This window comes from Levilactobacillus sp. HBUAS70063 (assembly GCF_038374745.1).
Lineage (GTDB): Bacteria > Bacillota > Bacilli > Lactobacillales > Lactobacillaceae > Levilactobacillus.
In genome coordinates this window covers 187,040-207,533 of sequence record NZ_JBANSM010000003.1, presented here as the reverse complement: position 1 = coordinate 207,533, position 20,494 = coordinate 187,040, and the positions used below count along the sequence as shown (strand labels likewise).

General features: G+C 52.0%; 19 protein-coding genes. 11 read left to right on the top strand and 8 right to left on the bottom strand.

Translation table 11 applies throughout. The annotated features are described in order from the left end of the window. The first annotated feature begins 23 nt into the window (after positions 1-23). The 8 genes from V8I28_RS05865 to V8I28_RS05830 all read left to right on the top strand — a co-directional run bounded on the left by V8I28_RS05865 (position 24) and on the right by V8I28_RS05830 (position 10,074). Complete coding sequence (locus tag V8I28_RS05865) at positions 24-716, top strand: N-acetylmuramoyl-L-alanine amidase (RefSeq protein ID WP_341779196.1); 693 nt, start codon at positions 24-26, stop codon at positions 714-716. Positions 717-928: 212 nt separating this feature from the next. After that, positions 929-1,741: an SDR family NAD(P)-dependent oxidoreductase gene (locus V8I28_RS05860; RefSeq protein ID WP_341779195.1), complete on the top strand. Its 813-nt coding sequence runs from the start codon at positions 929-931 to the stop codon at positions 1,739-1,741. Positions 1,742-2,022: 281 nt separating this feature from the next. Next, entirely contained in the window at positions 2,023-3,498 is a 1,476-nt protein-coding gene (gene aldA / locus V8I28_RS05855; RefSeq protein WP_341779194.1) for an aldehyde dehydrogenase, read from the top strand. A 242-nt stretch (positions 3,499-3,740) separates the two neighbouring features. Further along, a complete protein-coding gene (locus V8I28_RS05850) occupies positions 3,741-4,865 on the top strand; it encodes an NAD(P)-dependent alcohol dehydrogenase (protein WP_341779193.1) in 1,125 nt (374 codons plus the stop codon). A gap of 837 nt (positions 4,866-5,702) precedes the next feature. Continuing rightward, a complete protein-coding gene (locus V8I28_RS05845; RefSeq protein WP_341779192.1) occupies positions 5,703-6,047 on the top strand; it encodes an MmcQ/YjbR family DNA-binding protein in 345 nt (114 codons plus the stop codon). 488 nt (positions 6,048-6,535) lie between these two features. Further along, on the top strand, positions 6,536-8,176 hold the full coding sequence (locus V8I28_RS05840; protein ID WP_341779191.1) for a peptide ABC transporter substrate-binding protein: 1,641 nt from the start codon (positions 6,536-6,538) through the stop codon (positions 8,174-8,176). 724 nt (positions 8,177-8,900) lie between these two features. Next, the gene (locus V8I28_RS05835; RefSeq protein ID WP_341779190.1) at positions 8,901-9,431 is read left to right on the top strand and encodes a GtrA family protein; all 531 of its coding nucleotides are present in this window, start codon (positions 8,901-8,903) and stop codon (positions 9,429-9,431) included. Positions 9,432-9,501: 70 nt separating this feature from the next. Beyond that, entirely contained in the window at positions 9,502-10,074 is a 573-nt protein-coding gene (locus tag V8I28_RS05830) for a cadmium resistance transporter (protein WP_341779189.1), read from the top strand. Positions 10,075-10,136: 62 nt separating this feature from the next. On the opposite strand, the gene V8I28_RS05825 is transcribed toward V8I28_RS05830, so the two are convergent. Together V8I28_RS05825 and V8I28_RS05820 are read right to left on the bottom strand one after the other, a co-directional pair. Next, on the bottom strand, positions 10,137-10,751 hold the full coding sequence (locus V8I28_RS05825) for a LysE/ArgO family amino acid transporter (protein WP_341779188.1): 615 nt from the start codon (positions 10,749-10,751) through the stop codon (positions 10,137-10,139). A 107-nt stretch (positions 10,752-10,858) separates the two neighbouring features. Next, positions 10,859-11,455 carry a sugar O-acetyltransferase gene (locus V8I28_RS05820; RefSeq protein ID WP_341779187.1) on the bottom strand — a complete coding sequence of 199 codons (597 nt, stop codon included), beginning with the start codon at positions 11,453-11,455 and terminating at the stop codon, positions 10,859-10,861. Positions 11,456-11,561: 106 nt separating this feature from the next. On the opposite strand from V8I28_RS05820, the gene V8I28_RS05815 reads away from it, so the two are divergent. Continuing rightward, complete coding sequence (locus V8I28_RS05815) at positions 11,562-12,245, top strand: hypothetical protein (protein ID WP_341779186.1); 684 nt, start codon at positions 11,562-11,564, stop codon at positions 12,243-12,245. A gap of 46 nt (positions 12,246-12,291) precedes the next feature. Here V8I28_RS05815 and V8I28_RS05810 read toward each other — a convergent pair whose 3' ends face one another. After that, positions 12,292-13,173 (bottom strand): LysR family transcriptional regulator, encoded by an 882-nt coding sequence (locus tag V8I28_RS05810; RefSeq protein WP_341779185.1) that lies wholly within the window; start codon positions 13,171-13,173, stop codon positions 12,292-12,294. 136 nt (positions 13,174-13,309) lie between these two features. Between V8I28_RS05810 and V8I28_RS05805 the strand changes: the two genes are divergently transcribed. Then, on the top strand, positions 13,310-14,947 hold the full coding sequence (locus V8I28_RS05805; protein WP_445928185.1) for a malolactic enzyme: 1,638 nt from the start codon (positions 13,310-13,312) through the stop codon (positions 14,945-14,947). Positions 14,948-15,140: 193 nt separating this feature from the next. Then, the gene (locus V8I28_RS05800) at positions 15,141-16,112 is read left to right on the top strand and encodes an AEC family transporter (protein ID WP_341779183.1); all 972 of its coding nucleotides are present in this window, start codon (positions 15,141-15,143) and stop codon (positions 16,110-16,112) included. A 296-nt stretch (positions 16,113-16,408) separates the two neighbouring features. On the opposite strand, the gene V8I28_RS05795 is transcribed toward V8I28_RS05800, so the two are convergent. The 5 genes from V8I28_RS05795 to V8I28_RS05775 form a co-directional block, all read right to left on the bottom strand. Continuing rightward, positions 16,409-17,599, bottom strand: coding sequence for an ATP-binding protein (locus V8I28_RS05795; RefSeq protein WP_341779182.1), 1,191 nt, complete (start codon positions 17,597-17,599; stop codon positions 16,409-16,411). A 277-nt stretch (positions 17,600-17,876) separates the two neighbouring features. After that, on the bottom strand, positions 17,877-18,434 hold the full coding sequence (locus V8I28_RS05790; RefSeq protein ID WP_341779181.1) for a DapH/DapD/GlmU-related protein: 558 nt from the start codon (positions 18,432-18,434) through the stop codon (positions 17,877-17,879). 17 nt (positions 18,435-18,451) lie between these two features. Further along, entirely contained in the window at positions 18,452-18,814 is a 363-nt protein-coding gene (locus V8I28_RS05785; protein ID WP_341779180.1) for a nuclear transport factor 2 family protein, read from the bottom strand. 176 nt (positions 18,815-18,990) lie between these two features. Continuing rightward, positions 18,991-19,830 (bottom strand): SDR family oxidoreductase, encoded by an 840-nt coding sequence (locus V8I28_RS05780; protein ID WP_341779179.1) that lies wholly within the window; start codon positions 19,828-19,830, stop codon positions 18,991-18,993. A gap of 36 nt (positions 19,831-19,866) precedes the next feature. Beyond that, a complete protein-coding gene (locus V8I28_RS05775) occupies positions 19,867-20,469 on the bottom strand; it encodes an NAD(P)H-binding protein (protein WP_341779178.1) in 603 nt (200 codons plus the stop codon). Positions 20,470-20,494: the final 25 nt, after the last annotated feature.

The following is a 20,494-nucleotide window of genomic DNA, read 5'->3' as shown; positions in this document are numbered from 1 at the left end:
GCATACATAAGGAGTCGATTCGGATGAAACATCATTGGAAAATAGGCGTTGTCGCCGGTCTCATGTTACTTCTGCCGCTAGCATTGGCTACTACAACGGTGACGACCGCCAACGCCGCCAGCAAGACGACCACGTCTAAAACGGCGAAAAAGGCCAAAGCCAAACCTAAGGCCAAGAAACACTACTTAATCGTCATGGGTCACGGTGCGGGCGATCCCGGCGCCCGGGGGAACGGGACCACGGAGGCCACCTTCCTGCGGAAACACATGTTGCCACAGTTGCGGAAGTACGCCAAGAGAGTTAAGGGTAGCACCATCACCTTCTACAATCCCAAGAAGAACTTGGTCAGCGATACCCTCTACCATCACAAGGGCTCTTACAAGATTAACAAGAAGACCACGGTAATCATGTTCCATTTGGACGCCCCAGCCGGCCACGGTGGTCACGTCATCATTCACAAGAAGCACCCTACGAAGCGTGACAAGCGTTTGGCTAAGGTCATCAAGAAGTACGTGGGCTTAAACCGAGCCTACAACGGCTACAGCTACCGGACCAACCTGCGGAACTGCAACGTCTTGCGGCGGCGTGGCATCGACTACAGTCTGGTCGAATCCGGCTTCATCACCAACCGAAACGACGTCAAGCACCTCAAGAAAAACATGGCCAAGATTGCCAAGGCGGACATCGAAGCCATCACCAACGAACACATCAAGTAAATTTAACGTCATTAAAAACAGACACGCGTCCAATGATAAGACCTGCAAGTCATCTGCAGGCCTTATTTTTTTGCACTTAATTCGGTGATGCAACGAATTAATATTTTCGTAAGCCCTTTCTTTGTTATAATGACGGCAAGCTGGTATGGTAGCCACAGGTGAATTTATTCTACGCACTCCCCCTTATTCATCACCGATTGGAGGTATCATTCATGACAAAAACGGTCATTGTCTTAGGGGCCGGTCCTGGCTTTGGGCTTGCCATTGCCCGTGCGTTTAGCCAGGCCGGCCACCATCCGCTACTGGTCGCCCGTAACCCACAAAACTTACAGACGATGACAGAACAGCTCCACACCGAAGGACTAGCTGCCGACTGGATGGCCGCGGATGCGACCGATCCCACCGACACGGCCCACTTGTTTCAACAGATTACCCGGCAATTCGGTTATCCGCAAACCCTGGTCTATAACGTGGCCGACACTACGCTGGATGACCCCTTAACCACACCGGTCGAACAGATTAGCCAACGATTTGCGACCAACGTATTAGGTGCCATCACGACCAGCCGGCAATTTCTGGACCTCGCGCCCAACGACTTCCCCCGAAACATTCTATTCACCGGTGGTGGGGCGGCCCATCACCCGGACAAACTGACCACTACCCTTTCACTGACTAAAGCTGCCCTCCGCAGTTACGCCCTGTCCCTAGCAGATGCTCTACAGAAAACCCAGACCTACGTGGGCCTCATCACCATTCAAGGCATCGCCGATACGAGCGAAGCGATGCGCCCGGCCAACGTTGCTCAGGTCTACGTTAAAGCCGTCAACGACCGCAGTACCGCCGAGATCTTCTACCCCGGCACTACCGCGAACTCCCCCTCCGAATTTGACCACTTACGCCAATTGACGGCCGACTCAGACCAACTGCAGGATCTTCTGTCCACACATCCGGGGGCAGCCACTTTCCTCCGTAATCATCCCGAGTTTTTAAGCGCCGATAACCCGGTTGACGACCCATCAGTTTAGAAAGTTTGTTACAAATCTTCAAAAAACGCTCAGTGTTAGTCGCCCTTGACCTTTCGGAACTTTTATCGGGCGATTACCGGGCGTTTTATTGTGAATACGTTTGCAATCGAAGCGAAAACGTACTATAACAATGTTGAGTAATCAAATAAATACGCGTGTTTAGTTTTGATTATGTTTTGCTCATTTTGTAACAATCTGTGACGTTTTTTCGTTTACTATCCAGATATATTCGATGTTAAAACATTGACCAATAGTAATTGGGAAAGGAAGTATTGCGCATTATGACACAGAACTCTGTCGCATTAAAACATTATCAAATGTACATTAACGGTGAATTTAAGGATTCTTCTTCAGGCAATCTGATCACCGTCATCAATCCAGCCACCGGTGCCCCCATTTCCACCGTTCCTAGCGCTACGCTTGAGGAAACTCGGGAAGCCATCGATGCGGCTTATGAAGCTCAAAAATCCTGGAAGAAAGTTCCTGCCGCAACTCGTGGCCAATACTTACACGACGTTGCCACCGAAATTCGGAAGGACTCCGCGCACCTGATCGAAATGCTCCAAGAGGAACAAGGTAAGATCAAGTCACTGGCCACCACCGAAATTCTCTTCTCCGCAGACTATTTCGACTACATGGCCAGTGCTTCACGGACTTACGAAGGTGAAATCTTACAATCCGACAACGCTAACGAAAGCATCATGATTGATAAACAACCAATCGGGGTCGCTGCCGGAATCTTACCTTGGAACTTCCCATTCTTCCTGATTGCCCGGAAGATGGGTCCAGCTTTGGTTACCGGGAACACCATCGTCATGAAGCCAAGTACCGATACGCCTAACTTAGGGTTGGAATTCGGGAAGATTTGTGAAAAGGTTGGTATTCCTAAGGGTGTTGTTAACATCGTTACCGGTCCTGGTGCCGTTATCGGGGATGAACTTTCTAAGAACAAGAAGATTGGCATTATCAGTTTGACCGGTTCCGTCAACTCCGGGAAGCGGGTCATGGCCGCCGCAGCGACGCACATGGCGAAGGTTTCTCTGGAACTCGGTGGTAAAGCCCCTGCGATTGTCTGCAAGGATGCCGACATCGACCTGGCCGTTCAATCCATCATCGATTCACGGGTTGACAACAACGGACAACTTTGCAACAACTGTGAACGGGTCTACGTCCAAGAAGACATTGCCGATGAATTCACGAAGAAGTTGGCAACCAAGATGGGCGAAGTAACCGTCGGCGATCCAATGAAGCACGAAGACATTGGCATGGGTCCCCTGATTAACCAAGCTGCCTTGGACAAGGTATCTGGCATGGTTGACCGGGCCGTTAAAGCCGGTGGCAAGCTGGAAACCGGTGGCCACGTGGTTAAGATCGCCAAGGGCTTCTTCTTCGAACCAACGGTTATCAGCAACGTCAAGCAAGACTCCGAAATTGTCCAAGACGAAATCTTCGGTCCAGTTCTGCCAGTCTTGACCTTCAAGACGTTGGATGACGCCATTGAAATGGCTAACGACAGTGACTTCGGATTGACTTCTTCCATCTTTACCGAGAACCTGGACAACGCCATGCGGGCTTCTAAGGAACTCGAAGATGGTGAAACCTACATCAACCGGTTCAACTTCGAAGCCATGAACGGCTCCCACTCCGGCTGGAAGGAATCCGGTATCGGCGGTGATGACGGGAAGCACGGGATTGAAGAATTCCTGAACACGCACGTTATCTACCTGCAAGGCCATCCAGAAAAGGCTAACGGTTAAGCATAATTCCTGAAAAAAGATAATTCGCTGGAGAATTATCTTTTTTCCTGTGACTGTGAAATCAACGACAGAATCGCCACTGCGAATAAAAAAGCCACAATTGGCCGTAAAGCTGGTCGCAGTACGGATTCTGATCACACCAATGGCATGTATTCTTTCTGTAAGCGTTTACATTGATCGGATTGTGTGTGATAATTAACATGTATTAGGACATAAAATTTAAAACCGAGGTGTCAATAATTATGAAGATTAAAGCTGCAGTTGTTGATAAGCAAAATGCTGATTTTGAGATTCGTGATGACGTTGAACTGGCTAAGATGGGCCCGGATGATATCCAAGTCCACATGGTTGCCAGTGGGATTTGCCACTCCGATGAAGCGCTCCGTACCGGGGTTGCCGTCATTGACTACCCAATTGTCTTAGGACATGAAGGCTCTGGGATTGTTGAAAAAGTCGGCCCAGAAGTTACTCAATTCAAGCCCGGTGACCACGTTGTTCTGAGTTTCTACGGCTGTGGGAACTGCAAGAGCTGTTTGAAGGGGATTCCAACCCAATGTGAAAACTACGCCGCTAACAACCTGTCCGGGGTTCGTCCTGACGGGACCGCGCACTTCACCGAAAACGGTCATGACGTGGCCGACATGTTCGACCAAAGTTCCTTCACCTCAACCACGGTTGTTCGGGAACGGAACGCCGTTAAAGTCGACAAGGACCTTGACTTGCGGGGCTTAGGGCCTCTGGGTTGTGGCTACGTTACCGGTTCTGGGACCGTCCTCAACACGTTGAAGCCAAAGCCTGGTGACACCATCGCCGTCTTCGGGACCGGTGCCGTTGGGTTGGCTGCCATGATGGCCGGCCGGATCTCCGGATGCACCAAAGTTATCGCCATTGATATCGTGGACTCTCGGTTGAAGTTGGCTAAAGAACTCGGGGCCACCGATACCATCAACAGTAATGACGTTGACGATGTCGTCAAGGCCGTCCAAGACTTGACCGGCGGATTCGGTGTTAACTACGCCGTTGATACGACTGGTGTCGCTAGCGTTATCTCCAACTCCATCAACGCCTTGGCACAAGGTGGGACTTCCGCAGCAATCGCCGTTACCAACCATCACATCGACCTGGATACCTGGAACGACCTCTGTGTCAACGACAAGAGCGTCATCGGGGTTAACATGGGGGACTCCATTCCTCAAGTTGATATTCCACGGCTGATTGAATTCAGTAAGTTGGGTATGTTCGATTACCAAAAGACCGAAAAGTTCTACAAGTTCAGTCAAATCAACGAAGCCAACGCTGATTCCGTTTCCGGGAAGACGATCAAGCCAGTCTTAATCATTGATGAAGACTACGTTCCTGGTAAATAAATTCTGACACTTAAATGTACTGAAGAAGTGGGTAATCCCGTGAGGTTGCCCACTTTTTTGTGATTAACCAGGGGGTAAAATTAAGTTGTTGATTCCCCAAATGGCCGTGTTCTGTCCACTAAAATTAGTGAGGACAGGAGCCTGAGCCTGCCAGGGGTTCCGCCTGCTATGGGGGACACCTCCAGCCTGAGAAGCGGGCTTCCGGTTCGCTTGGCAGCCTTGCTAAGCCCGCAAGTCTCCCAAGTCGCCCCACGCTGTAAGCTGAGAAAGGACCTCAGCTAACACCGTCGCCACAGCTGGCTCCACCCCTGGCGATCTCCAGCAAGGTGGTGCTTACCAGCAATACCGGCGTTTATCGACAAACTGGTTGTTACGTCGGGGTTAAGCCGCTGGTTGCTGGCCAGCACTCTCGCAGCCGTGAGTGAGCCAAATAGGGGTTCAGCCGTGGGAGTTCCCTTAGTGGCACGGTTCCATGCCGCTTAGGGAACTGGCGCCTTTGAGACGTGATTTCTCGGCTCAAAGCGAGGTGTCGAGACCGCACTGTGGCTCGGCTCGTCCGCCCACCGCGATCCAACCCCTATTTGGCGAACGGCAAGGCGGCCATTTTTCACTACGAAACTGTAACCCACTAAAATTAATGCTAGGAGTCGCATGGCGACCACAGTTTACTCATTATGCCCGAAGCTGACGGCAATCGCCAGAACAATCGTTTTGCCCGCTTAGTCGTTGTGTGGTATCGTCACTATCACCTAAAATTTTACCTTTGGTTAATGAATTGACCCCCTTACGATAACCCGCTAAACTAAAAACTAGAGAACCTATTGAGGAGACTTTGTTATGGCAACGCGTCAAGAAGTTTTTGATTATATCATTAATAATTACGCCGCATCCCCCGTCTACACGTTTAAGAAATTCCCGCACTACGCCACTTTTAAGACGCCCAGTGGCAAGTGGTTCGCCCCGGTAATGAACGTGCCGCAAAATAAATTGGGCTTAACCGGCACTGCCGAGATCGACGTCAAAGTCGACCCGGAGCTCGCCAGCATCTTGCGGCAAAATCCCGGCTACTTACCGGCCTACCACATGAACAAGGAACACTGGCTGACGGTGGTGCTCAATGACCAGACCGATCGGCAGACCCTGAACCAGTTGATCGATGATAGTTATAATCTTGTTAATTAGTAATTAATAATTAGTTATTAATTACTAATTAACGTGCTAAAAAAATTTAAGTTCCCCGTTGACACTCGCGTTTAGCGGGGGTACACTAGCCTCAATTCAATAAATCGTCCGAAACAAACCATTGAAGTGGAGATCAAGATTATCGTGCACGTCAAGAGAGCCGTCGTTGCTGAGAGTACGGCCGAACGCAGGTAGTTAAATGGACCACCGAGGGCTTCCCCGAAATTTATAGAGTACGGGAAGACGTGCGACATACGTCAGTTGTCAGGGAAATGTTGGTTTCCTGTGGAGAGGGATCGGGTCCGTCTATTTGACGACTCATCTAATTAAGGTGGCACCGCGGTTAAAAACCGTCCTTAACACATTGGCTGTTGAGGACGGTTTTTTGCATACTTTTAGAACCGAGGAGGAACCCAACATGATCAAACGATGGCAAAACTTACTGATGACCCTAACCCAGACCCTAACTAAATTTGGAGGAATTCATCATGAATTTATTCGATCACAAGAAAGCCTTATTACTCTGCACCGGAATCGTCCTAATCGGCGGCATCTTCGCCGTCACCGCCCACTCGAAGTCCACTAAGACCGCCACGGCCCAGCGCCTGAATCTCTATCAGACCGCTACCATTTCCAGCCTAGACGTGTCTAAGATTACCGACAATATTTCCAGCAACACGCTGAGTCAGGTTGGCGAAGGCCTCTACCGGCTCAACGCCAACAGCCAGGCCGAAAACGCCCTCGCTACCAAGACGACCGTGACCGACCACGGTCATCAATACACCATCAATTTGCGGCACGATGGTAAATGGAGCAATGGCGACCCGGTCACGGCGCAGGACTTCGTTTACTCCTGGGAGCGGACGCTGAACCCCAAGTCCAAGTCGGAGTTCACCTACCAATTCGCTAATATCAAGAACGCCAACGCCATTGCCGCCGGGAAGAAGTCGCCATCGACCCTTGGCGTCAAGGCAGTCGGCAAGTATCAATTAAAGATTACGTTGAGCCAACCGGCCTCGTACTTCAAGAAGATGCTGGCTAGCACCACCTACTATCCGTTAAACGAAAAAGCCGTCAACAAGTACGGTAGTAAATACGGTTCTTCCGCCAAGACGACCGTTTACAATGGGCCGTTTACCCTGACCAACTGGAACGGGACAGGCGATAACTGGACGCTCAAGAAGAACGCCAACTATGCCGAAAAGAGTTCGGTTAAGCTGCAAACCATCAACTACAAGGTCATCAAGGATAGCACCACGGCCTACAACCTTTATCAGTCCAAGAAGCTCGACCAGGTCACGTTGAGCGGCGAACAGACCACTCAAAACAAGAACAATCCCGACCTCAAGTCCCTAGCCGCCGGGCGGATTGGGTTTATCCAATACAACGAGCATAACCGAGTTGCCGCTAATCAAGACCTCCGCACCGCTATTTCCCTGGCCGTTAACCGCCAGCAGTTGGCTAACAAGGTCTTGAAGAACGGCTCGCTTCCCGCCAAGACGTTTGGCGTCCACAACATGATGAAGAACCCGAAGACCGGCGCTGACTTCACCGCCGACGCCTACACCAAGGGCACCGTGGACTACGCCCCAACGCAGGCCAAGCAGCTGTACCAAAAGGCCTTGAAACAATTAGGGAAAAAGGCCGTCACGCTAACCATCACCTGTGGTAACGACGACGCTAGCCAAAACATCGCCGAATTCGTTCAAAGCGCCATCACCAGCAAACTGGGCGCCAAGGTTGAGGTCCGCGCGATGCCATTCCCATCCATGCTCAGCAACGTTTCCAAAGGTAACTTCCAACTGAACTTGACCAGCTGGGGGATGGACTACGCCGATCCGATTCAATCCCTACAGATTCTCCAATCGGCGAACAACTCCAACATGGGCCACTACGACAGCAAGGCCTACGATGCCGCCCTTAACGCCGCTCAAGGCTCCGATGCGCTGAACAAGACCGCGCGGTACCAAGATCTGGTCAAGGCCGCCCAGACGGCGCTTAAGGACCAAGCCGTCACACCATTCTACGAAAGCCGGACCAGCAGCCTAGTTAACCCGAAGGTCAAGGGCGTCGTTTACAACAAGTTCAACGGCGATGCCGACTACCGGAGCGCTTACGTGGCGGACTGACGGTTCTCGACAAATTGTCGGATTCTGGTTGCCTGGACGTTCGCGATAAAACTTTGCCATAACTGTGAGCTTACCAGTCGCCTACGGCTGCCAGGAGTTCCACCTGCTGTGGGGACCGCTTCCAGACAAAGAACGGTCTTCCAGCTCGCTTGAAAGCCTGTCAAAGACCGCCAGTCTCTCAAGTCGTCCCACGGTCTAAGCTGGTCAAAAGCACCAGCTAACACCGTTGTCACGGCTGGCTCCACTCCTGGCCTCCTCCGGCAGGATAGACCTTCCACCTAAAATATATCGTCCTTTTTCGCTCGGCAACCTAGTGAATCTCAACGCTTATCACATCAACCAGCACGGTTGTAGCCGTGAGTGAAGCCCAATATGAGCTCAGCCGTGGGATTTTCTGAGTGGACTACTTAGAAAATGGCGACTTGGAAACGCCGGCCTTTGGCGGTTCCAAGCGAGCTGTGAGACCGCTCCTCAGGCTCACAGCGTCCTGTCCACCGCGATCCAGCTCATATTGGGCGAACGGCAAGGCGGCCAGCCCGCACTACCGCTGCCCAGTAGCTAAGCGTTTAAAATTCATAAGGGTGTCCCGTTGCAGTGGCGGTCAAAAACGGTATAATTAAATTAGCAACTTAATTACACGTTTTCACAACTCGGGCTAGCCGCTGAAAGCTTTAGTCTCGGTACTGCCTTAGGGTTTGGACGTCACAGAAAGGTCTCAGAAGTTATGGAGAGTCAATCAGACAAAACACCATTACGGCACGACCATTACCCTGCCACCGCGGCAGAGTACGAGGCAGAACTTACCGAAACGGAAGCCGAGTTTGAGGAACAACTAGAAGAAGTCGAGGAAAAAGTTCACGGCCAAGTCCAACGTTACCTGCTGTTTGGGGCACTGACGGTCGTGGTAAACATTGCGTTATTCTACTTTCTATCCCACACGTTAGGCATCGAATACCAGCTAGCCAACTTCATTGACTGGATTCTGGTCGTTCAGGGGTCCTTCTGGTTGGACCGGACGTTCGTGTTCAAACACAAGTCCAACACGCCATTCAGAGAAATGGGCACCTTCTACAGCACGCGGATTGCGACCTACCTGATTGAATTCGTCATGTTATGGCTGGGGATTTCCGTCATCGGCGCCAACGGCACAATCACCAAGATTATTGGTCACGCGGTCGCCGTCACCGTTAACTACTTCCTATCCATGAAGGTCGTTTTCAAGCACAAGCCGGCTAAAGAAGAAACGACTAAGTAAGCTAAAATTTAAGCGGTCATCTCGCTGGAGACGGCCGCTTTTTTATTTCGAATGAAAGTTGGAATCCGCCATGTCCCTTTCCCTGGTCCTCACGAGTATCGGCATCTTCTTTGTCACGGATACCGATGACCTCGTGGTACTGCTCCTCCTGTGGTTGGCCGCGCGCAACCGCCGCCAGAGCCGCGCCATCATCAGCGGCCAATACCTCGGTATCGTCACGCTGATTGCCGCATCCTGGCTGATTAGCCGCGGCGTCCTCCATTTTAATATCGCTCACTGGACTCACTGGCTAGGCCTGGTGCCCTTCCTGCTGGGGGTTAGTGGCCTGGTCTCCTGGTGGTCAACTCGGCACCGCCAGCCGGCGCTACCCCCTCTCGCCCGCACGGTCAGCCTACCGGTCGTGTGGTCGCTGACCGTCGGCAACGGCGGGGATAACCTCAGCATCTACATCCCCTTCTTCACGCGATTGACCGCGGTAGAGTTTGGGGGCGTCCTGAGCGTCTTTCTCCTAATGATTGGCCTGTGGATCCTGATTAGCCATCGGTTGGCCCGTTCGACCGCCGCCACCGCCTTCTTCGCACGGTTTGGCGCCTGGCTCTCCCCGTTACTCTTCATCGCAGTCGGCCTGCTGATCCTCTTTTAAAATGTTTCATGTGAAACAAAACGGTTCGCCACGAGATTGTGACGAACCGTTATTTTTTCAATTTACCAGAACAACTGGCCGGCTTGCCAGAGGAGATAACCCCCGTAAACCATGACCACGATTCCGGAAAGAATGTTGACCCACAGCATTAACTTCTGTGGCAGGCGTTCCTTCAAGAGCCCCAAAACCAGCGTGATTCCGCCGAACCAGATAGCCGTCGCAGTAATGACCCCGGTAATGAAGGGGAAGACTTCCCCATCGGCCAACGTACTGCGCAACGCCCCAAACATCAGGCTGGTGTCGATAATCGCCTGGGGATTGGCCCAGGTCACGACCCACGCGTTGACCAGCGACTTGCCCATTGGTAGCGCCTGGCTGGAACTGGCCAGCCGAAAGCTACTGGCCGACCGCAGAATGCCAAACCCAATCCATAAGACCAGAATGCCCCCCACCAGCATGATAATCAGCTTGAGAACCTCGTGAGCACCAATCAACGCGCCCATCCCGAAGAAGGCGGCCAGGGTCAGTGCCGTATCCGCAAACCAGACCATCACCGCCACGATTCCCGCCCGTGGCAGGCGTTGGTTGATGGCGTTGTTAAAGATAAATAAATTTTGCATCCCGATTGACGAGACCAGCGCGATGCTCAGGAGCAACCCGCGGAAAAACATCGACATAACACTCTATCCTCTCATTTTATCCTAATCTGTCAATAATACATCATCCGAACGAAAAAAGCAGCCCCCAGACGAGCTGCCATACCTTCTAAAAGTTAATCTCTTCCTTAAATAAAGTCATGCCCCACGAAGCCGGTCTTATCCGCCGCCGTAATCGGTCGTAGAACCTGGCAGGGATTTCCCGCGGCAATCACATTGGCCGGAATGCTGTGGGTGACGACGCTGTTGGCCCCGATGATGGTTCCTGCACCAATCGTCACGCCGGGCATCACGGCCACGTTGGCCGCCAACCAACAGTCATCGCCAATCGTAATGGGCTTCGCGATACAGCCCCCGGTTTGCCGTTCGACCGGGTCAAACAGGTGATTGCTGGTGTACAGCCCCACGCGTGGGCCAAAGAGGACGTGATCGCCAATCGTAATTTTTCCACCATCTAGCATGACCACATCATAATTGGCGTAAAACTGCCGACCCACGTGAATGTTGGCGCCAAATTCACAGCGAAAATTCGGATTGACCACCGGGTCGGCACCGGTGCTCCCCACCAACGCCGTGAAGAGCCGTGCCCGTTCGGCCGGATCATCGGTCGCATTGAGCGCGTTGGTCTTGGCGGTCGCGCGGTCTCGGGCCGCAATCAACAGGGGATCGAGGTCGTCGTACGGTTTACCCGCCGCCATGTAGGCGAATTTTTCTTGTAAGTCCATCAGCCACACTCCTTTTAACTTTAATCATACAAGTTCTGAAAATCAGTATCAACTCCCGGTCTCGGCGCGTATAATAAGACCAAACTAACCTTACAGGAGGATTACTATGAGCCGTGATCACATCATTTATCAAGCCAGCGTCACCGATGAGGGGAATCCGCAGCTGTCCTTTACCCCGGACACTCCTCAATACGCCAACGAGCGAACCATGCGGGACTTGCTCATGCTGACGATGCAGGCCACCCAAGACGCCTTGAACATGGCGGACGACGACTTCGCGTCCCTAGTCAACGACGTGCTCGCCGAATCCCAGGAACGGCGGCAGGAGAACCTGCTCAAGCCCACGGATACGGTCAAATTAGTCATGAAGAACCTGTTCACCAATCAGCGCGAGGACTTTATCATTACCGCTGGTGACCTCCAGGACCTGACCAACACGGATGACGTCCTCACCATCACGACCAAAACACTCACCGTTTCCTTCATCGCTAACGACCTGTACAAGGAAATCAAGAAACCACTGACCAAGGAAGAAGCCACCCACATCCCCGATGCACTGGGCATCGACCACGTGCTGTACGCCTACAAGTCTAGCCTGGAGGGCGTGAGCCAATTGATTCAGTACGCCCAGGCCCACGACCGCTACACGGAACTCTCGGACGATGACGACATCTATGACGATGAGGCGCCCGACACCCCCGAAGAATTCGAGAACTTTATGGAACAGGCGTACGGCGATCTCCACGATGGCGGGAAGTCGTCCAACGTGATTCCCTTTCCGAAGCGCTAATCGCCACAAGAGTTTGGATAAACCGTCCAAACTCTTTTTATTTCACCTATGCCAACGTCCCCCGCAAGACGGCCAGCACCTGTTCCTGCGTGGGCGTCAAGACGTGCGAGGCCCGGTAGGCAATGCTGGAGATAAATTCCGGCTGCTCGTCGTCCAACAGATCCAGTCGCACCACGTCATCGCGGTGCTGATCGACTAAACCCGGAAGGTAGGTCACGCCTACATTTTCGGCCACCAGATTCATGATGATATGGGTGTCGCGGGCCCGGAAGACCACCTCCGGGCGAAAATGGTTACGGCGCGCTAGCTGATTGAAGGCCGCATTGGTAATGAAACTATTGTTGAAGAGCACGAACCTTTCCCGGCGCAATTCACTGAAGTAAATCCGCTTGCGGACCGCCAAGGGATGGGCGGCCGAGACAAAGATGTTAAAGGGTTGCCGGTCAAATTCTTCGGCGATCAGCGTCTTATACGTCAAGGGTTCGGTGGATCCCAGCAACGCCAAATCTATCTGGCCGGCGCGTAAGGCGTTACGCAGCTGAATCGAGCCGCCTTCCACCGTTTCGATATTTTCCAGCATCCCCCGTTCCTGCAGGTGCGCGGCCACCCGCGGGAAGTAGTGGTTTTCGATAATCGGCGGCAATCCCAGGACGGTTCGCTGCTGGGTCAGGTGGGCAATCTCCTGATGCGCTAGATCCAAGTCCGCCAGAATGGCCGCCGCATGCACTGCCAGCTGTTGGCCACTGGCGGTTACCGTTAGGTCGTGGTGGACCCGGTCTCGTAGAAACAGTTTCGTGGCGAATTCCGTCTCCAAACGTTTGATAGCGGTGGTAATCGTGGGCTGCGTCACGCCGAATTCCGCGGCCACCTGCGAAAAGTTTTTCAATTTAATTAAACGGTCGAAATAGGCCAAATCCTTGGTGTTCATTTTGACATCCTCCTCTGACAGTCTTTATCGACCCATTATAAATTATTTTTATAACGACTGCCAGATTTGACTATACATTTGGCAACCGTCTATAGTATGACTTGTAAAGTTAATCATGAACTGGAGGGACTCATTGATGAAATCCACAGCTTCAATCTTAAATAACCCATTTTTAAACAAAGGCACTGCGTTCACTCAGGCTGAACGCCAAACACTCGGCTTAGTCGGCACGCTGCCTAGCCACGTCCAAACGTTGGACGAACAGGCCACGCAAGCTTACGCCCAATTCCAAAGCAAGCCCAACAATCTCGAAAAACGCATCTTCTTGATGACCCTGTTCAACGAAAACCGGACGCTCTTCTTCCGGCTGATGGACGACCACGTGGTGGAATTCATGCCAATCGTCTACGATCCAACGGTCGCCGATTCCATCGAAGACTACAGCCACCTCTTCACTGATCCGCAGAACGCCGCCTTCATCTCCGTGGATGACCCCGACCACATCGAGGAATCCTTGAAGAACGCCGCTGACGGCCGCGACATTCGCTTGGTCGTCGTGACCGACGCCGAGGGGATTCTTGGCATGGGCGACTGGGGCGTCAACGGGGTCGACATCGCCGTGGGTAAATTGATGGTGTACACCGCCGCCGCGGGGATTGACCCCGCTCAGGTGCTGCCCGTCAGCATTGACGCCGGTACCAACAACGAAACACTGTTGGCCGATCCCCTTTACCTAGGAAACCACCACAAGCGGGTTTACGGTGACCGGTATTACGACGTCATCGACCGCTTCGTAACCGCAGAACAGAAGCTATTCCCTGAATCACTCTTGCACTGGGAGGACTTCGGGCGCTCCAACGCTCAGGTCATCCTCGACAAGTACAAGGATAAGATTGCGACCTTTAACGATGATATCCAGGGAACTGGGATGGTCGTCCTCGCCGGGATTCTGGGCGCCCTGAACATTTCCAAGGAAGACATCAAGGACCAAAAATTCGTGACGTTCGGTGCCGGTACCGCCGGCATGGGGATTGCCAACCAGATCCTCGATGAACTACAACGGGCCGGTCTTTCCGAAGACGAAGCTCGCCAGCATTTCTACGCGGTCGACAAGCAAGGTCTGTTATTCTCCGATACGCCGGACCTGACCGCCGCTCAGAAGCCGTTCACCCGTGATCGCGCCGAATTCGACAACGCCGATGAGCTGACGAACCTGGCCGCCGTGGTCAAGACCGTTCACCCAACCGTCCTGATCGGAACGTCTACGCAACCGGGCACCTTCACGGAAGCCATCGTCAAAGACATGGCCGCTCACACGGAACGGCCCATCATCTTCCCCCTGTCCAACCCAACCAAGTTGGCCGAAGCAACCGCTGCCGACCTAATCAAGTGGACGGACGGTAAGGCCTTGATCGCCACCGGGATTCCGGCCGACGACGTGGACTACCAGGGGACGACCTACCACATTGGCCAAGGCAACAACGCCCTGATGTACCCCGGCTTGGGCTTCGGTTTAATCGCCGCCAAAGCCAAGGTCTTAAATGGGGAAACGCTCTCCGCGGCTTGCCATGCGCTAGGGGGCATTGTCGACACCACCCAACCCGGTGCCGCCGTGCTACCTCCCGTTTCACAACTGACGGAATTCTCTCAAAAATTAGCCGAAATCGTGGCACAAAGCGTCATCGATCAGCGGCTCAACAAGGAACCCATCGCCGACGCCAAGCAGGCCGTGGCCGACATGAAGTGGACTCCCGTCTACAAGGCCATCGACTAAGACTTACCCGAAAAATTACGCAGTAGCGGTCATCACCGTTCTCCGACAACTAAATCGTCATACCATCTGTGCCAGCAGGAGTTGGTCATCATTCATTCCTGCTGGCACAGTGTGTTAAGACCGATTGTGTCCTACTTAGTTGTGCAATAAATAACCTAATTAACTAAATTCATGTGAAAGAAGGCCGTTACCCTTGGCTGTTTTATGGAATTCGATTCAAAGTGTCCTCGTCGTTGTTCTCATCATGATTCTCGGCTTTGTCCTGCGGCGACAAGGCTGGTTCGATGATAAGTTCGGCGGCACCATCTCTAAATTTATTAAGAACATTGCGCTGCCCGCATCAATCTTCGTCTCCGTACTGAGCCGGTTGACACGCGGTCAGCTGGTCTCCTTCTCCGGTTACCTGGTCTACGCCTTTCTGGCCGTGATCATTGGCTATATCATCGCCTTTGGCCTGGTGCGGCTGATGCACGTACGGCCCGGTCGTAAGGGAATCTTCATCAACGCGGTGGTCAACGCCAACACCATCTTCATTGGGCTACCACTGAACATCGCCCTGTTCGGCGACCAGAGTATGACTTACTTCCTGGTCTACTACATCGTCAACACCGTTTCCACGTGGGCCTTTGGGGTCTTCCTGATTTCAAACGACGACCCGACGAAGCCGAAGGAAAAGCACCACAACCACATCGACTGGAAGAAAGTCATTCCGATGCCGCTGGTGGGTTTCCTGGTCGCCCTGATCTTCTTACTGTTAAATATCCCGGTCTTGAAGGTCAGCTTCCTCAATTCCACGCTGACTTACGTGGGTAATCTGGTGACGCCACTGTCCTTAATTTACATTGGGATTGTTCTGGCCGATGCCGGGTTGAAGAGTATTCATTTTGACCGCGATACCATCGTGGCGCTGCTGGGCCGGTTCGTGCTGTCGCCAATCCTGATGGTTGGGGTGTTGCTAGCCGCCGGACACTTCGGCGCCACCTTCCCAACCCTGGCCTCACAAACGTTGATTGTCCAATCCGCAACGCCAATGCTAGCGGTTCTGCCAATCTTGGCGAACGAAGCCCACGGTGACGTGGAATACGCCACCAATGTGGTCACGACCAGTACGGTATTGTTTATTATCGTTGTACCGGTATTGATGTCGTTGATTCAGTTTATCTAGTTTTACCTGAATAAAATAAGATAGCGCAGACCCACCAGGTTGAAAACGACTGGTGAATCTGCGCTATTTTTGTCATTAAATTTGGTGTGTTTCACATGAAACATTATCTAAGATACGCTGTTTTTGCTTAGGATTGGTTAGTATGCTTGTATCCCCTTTAAATAGCCGAAACGTACGCCAAAGGAGCCGCGCACTAGTTCCGCTTAAACCTGATAACTAAACTATCCAAGGTCAGGGGCATTCGGTTGTCAGCCTTGATGCTCACCGACTAACCGCTTCTTGTCTCACGCTTCTTCCTACCCTAGCAGCCAGTCCACGATATGCACGATGGGAATCCCCAACACCTCGCCAACATCCATGCGGTTCGCGGTAATTAGCGTCTTGGGATAATTATCCGTCAACGCTTGGAGGTTCCCGATTTCACGATTATCCGCCGTGGGGAGTTGCCTGGTAACTTGATAGTAAGCCACCTCTGCTCCTCGGCGCGCAACGAAATCAATTTCTTGTTCGTCGTATTTGCCAACATCCACCCGGTAGCCACGTCGCAAGAGTTCCAGGTACACGATATTTTCAATTTGATGGCCAAAGTTATCTTGATAATTCCGGTTCAACGTGACGTTACGCAACCCCGTATCCACGGCGTAGTACTTCGCCGTCGACCGCAAATAATTCTTTCCCCGCAAATCGTAACGTCTAGCTGGGTAAAAGATAAACGCCTCGCTCAGCAGCTGCATATACCGCAACACCGAGGTTACGCCTACTTTAGACCAACCGTCATTTTTCAAGACTCCCGCAATTTTATTACCGGAAATTGGATTGCCAATCTCACTCAGCAGGTAAGCTGCCACCTGCGTTAACAGTGTGTCATTTCTAACAGCCGCCCGTTCATTCACGTCGCGCAACAGAATCGAGCTATAGATACCATCTAACACGCTGCGCTTGACTTCTGGATCAGTAACCAGTGCCACCGCTGGAAAGCCCCCCTCTGTGACATAGTCATTAAATGCCAAGTCAGGGTTCTTACTGGTCTGCGTAAATGTCATGAATTCCTTAAATGATAGTGGATAGACCGGAATCTCTACCATCCGCCCCGTCAGTAAGGTTGCCAGCTCGCCAGATAGCAAGGAAGCATTGGACCCCGAAACGTAAATATCCGTGTCAAAATCCACCCGAAAACTATTAATGGCATCTTCCCATCCCACAACACGTTGAACTTCATCAAAGAACAGATACATCTTCTTCCCAGAAATAACGCGGTCAGTAACGTATTGATAGAGGGCTTCTTTAGTCAAAAGATCACCATACTTCATGGATTCAAAATTCAGGAAAATAATCTGTTCCGCCAAAATGCCACTATCTCTTAAGTAGTCGCGAAACATACGCAAGACATAGGTCTTTCCCGACCGTCGCACACCGGTAATCACTTTGACAAATTCTGTATCCTGATACTTCTTTAAGCGCTTCAAGTAAAGTTGTCGGACTACCATAATCGGTCTCCTCTCAGTTTTATTCTAGTATACTGGAAGAAAACTAGAAATCAACATATTTTGTTTCGTATACTGGATAAAATTCTATATTTTCTGTTTTCTTCCAGTACACTGGATAAAATATCAAATTTTTCGATTTCTTCTAGTATACTGAAAGAAATCCAGGCCGTTCATCGTCCGATTCCAGACGGAACACATCTGGGCGGTGCTGAGCAATTAGGCCCGTGGGAAAGGCCACGCCGACGTTCACCACGATGTTTCACATGAAATATTTAACCTAATCCAGCGTCTTCACAACCCTAGCTGGCACTCCCACGGCGACCGCATTATCGGGGATATCCTTGGTGACCACAGCGCCCGTCCCCACAATAGCATTCTCCCCAATCGTTACGCCCGGCAAGAGACTAACTCGGGCGCCAATCCAGGCATTACGTTTAACGTGAATCTCCTTGGTCAAGATTGTCCGAATATTTTTCGGCTCATGGTTGACCGTAAAGAACCCCACTTCCGGCCCCATCATGACGCCATCGTCAATGGTAATGGTGCCCGCCGCCATCATGGTTAAGTCGTGATTGGCGTAAACATTTTTGCCCAGAAAGACCCGGCTGGCCGTATCAATGTGCATCGGCGGCGTAAAGAAGGTGCCGTCGGTCATTTGACCGTGAAGTAAGCTATTTTCCAAATCCAAGATACGCTGTTTTTGCTTAGGATTGGTTTGGTTAATTTGAAATTGTAACGCATCCGACCGATCAATTTCACCGTGAACTTCTTTTAAATAAGCTGCGTCGTGGATATCGTAAGCCTGGCCCGCTCTTAAATTTTCAAATACCCCCATAATTAATGACTTCCTTTCTAGTACGTCGTGACAACCGCTGACAAGATCTGCCACCGACCATCAATCTGTGAAACCGTCATGACCGTATTCAACGGCCACTCATGCCGCCCGCTACCATGAATGCTGGCCACGACTCGATTTTGACCGGTCACCTGCCAGCCTGACGCGGTCGCTCGCATCGCCACGTGGTCCTCGACCGAAGAAAAGTAATGCATGGTTCCCTGCGCCAGCTCACCCAGCCATTCCGCGCGTGGCTGCACGTATCCCGTCATGTGGGTCAGCGTGAAGTCCGGCCCCAGTAAGCGGTCCAAGGCCGCCGTGTCATCTGCCGCCATGGCTTGGTTGTAGTCCCGGTAAAGCTGTAAGATTTCTGTATTCATTTTAAAACCGCCTCTCAATCCATTTTCATTTATTAACCTTACTGTAGTCCCTTGCAGTTACTTCAAGGCAAGGCCCATTGCCCTAAGAATGATAAACGAGCCCATAAAAAACGTCCCAATCACCTCGGAGGAGGCGTTCGAGACGTTCACAGTCAGTCTTTTCTACCCTGTCTGGCCTATTCGCCCGCCGGAAAATCCGTCGAGGCGGCCAGATCCGTTTGTGTCTTGAAATCGGCGACTCGCTTTTCCAGCGTTGCAATCGTATTTTCCAGCGCTTGGGAACCCAAGACCATCCGCAATGGCGCTGGGTCTTGGGCGACACTTTCGATGATGCGGCTGGCCATACGCTTAGGATCGCCAGGCGCGAGTCCATTGGCCGGGTCTAGCATCGTTTGAAAGGCATGCGCCGGATTGCCTTCGTACGCCGGCATCGCCTTGGCCACCTGCGCACTGCCATAACGAAATTCAGTCCGCGCACCACCGGGTTCAACGATGGTCACGCCAATGTTAAAGCTGGCCACTTCCTGGGCAACGGCCTCCATGAAGCCTTCAATCCCAAACTTGGCGGCGTGATACATCGCATTCCCCGGAAAGGCCACCTGACCGCCGTAGGAAGAAATCTGAATCAAGCGGCCATGTCCCTGATGCCGCATGCTAGGTAAAATAGCCCGCACCATTTGAATGGATCCCGTCAGGTCAGTCGCGATGATCCGATTGATCTCGTCATCGCTCAATTCCTCAGCGGCGCCAAATAACCCGTAGCCAGCATTGTTGACCAACACATCAATCTGATAATTCTGCGTTAATTTGGCGACTAAGTGATGAATGGCTGAAACATCCGTCACATCAATAATTTCACTAACAAAGGTGTCGGGATACTGGTCCATCAAGTCCTGCACCTTGGCAACGTTACGGACGGTGCCAATGACCGTCTTCCCCTGAGCCAAGAGTTGCTCGGTCATCGCGTGACCAAATCCACTGCTAACACCAGTAATCAACCATGTTTTATTTTCCATTTCTACAATACTCCTTTAATTCAAGTCCACCGTTATCTACTTGCGGTTAATACCTAGGCTATCGCGAGAGCCCAACGTCTCGTCGTGGGCCAAACGCATGACCAGGTCGGCAATGCTTTGCCGGGAAACATCATGGCCGCCGAAGGGTTCGCCCTTCTTAGTCACCTGGTAGTCGGTGTCCTTACCGTTGTCAAACCAGCCGGGCCGGATGACCGTGTAGTTCAGATCAGATGCTTCGACCACGTCGGCGGCGTTGCGGTAACCTTGCAGCATCGGGTTAGTGGCCAAATTGCCACTGGCGCCCACGCTCGCCGGAATTTCGTTGTAAATCCCCATCGAGGCAATGAATAAGAGGCGCTTGACGCCCGTCTCATCCATAGCGGTAACGAGACTCTTTGCCATACCAGCAAGGTTCCCACTCAAGGCAGCAAAGACCACGTCCTGACCCTTAAGCGCGGCCTTCAACGTTGCCGTATCCGTAACGCTGCCAGTGACTGCACGTTCGCGGTCGGACAATTGACCCAAGCGACGGGTGTTCCGCGCCATCAAGGTCAGTTGGTCATCCGTGTGGTCCAAGAAATATTGACGGGTAACGCTACCCACAGAACCCGTTGCCCCAATAATTAAAACGTTTGTCATGATTCATTTCCTCCAATTCATTCGT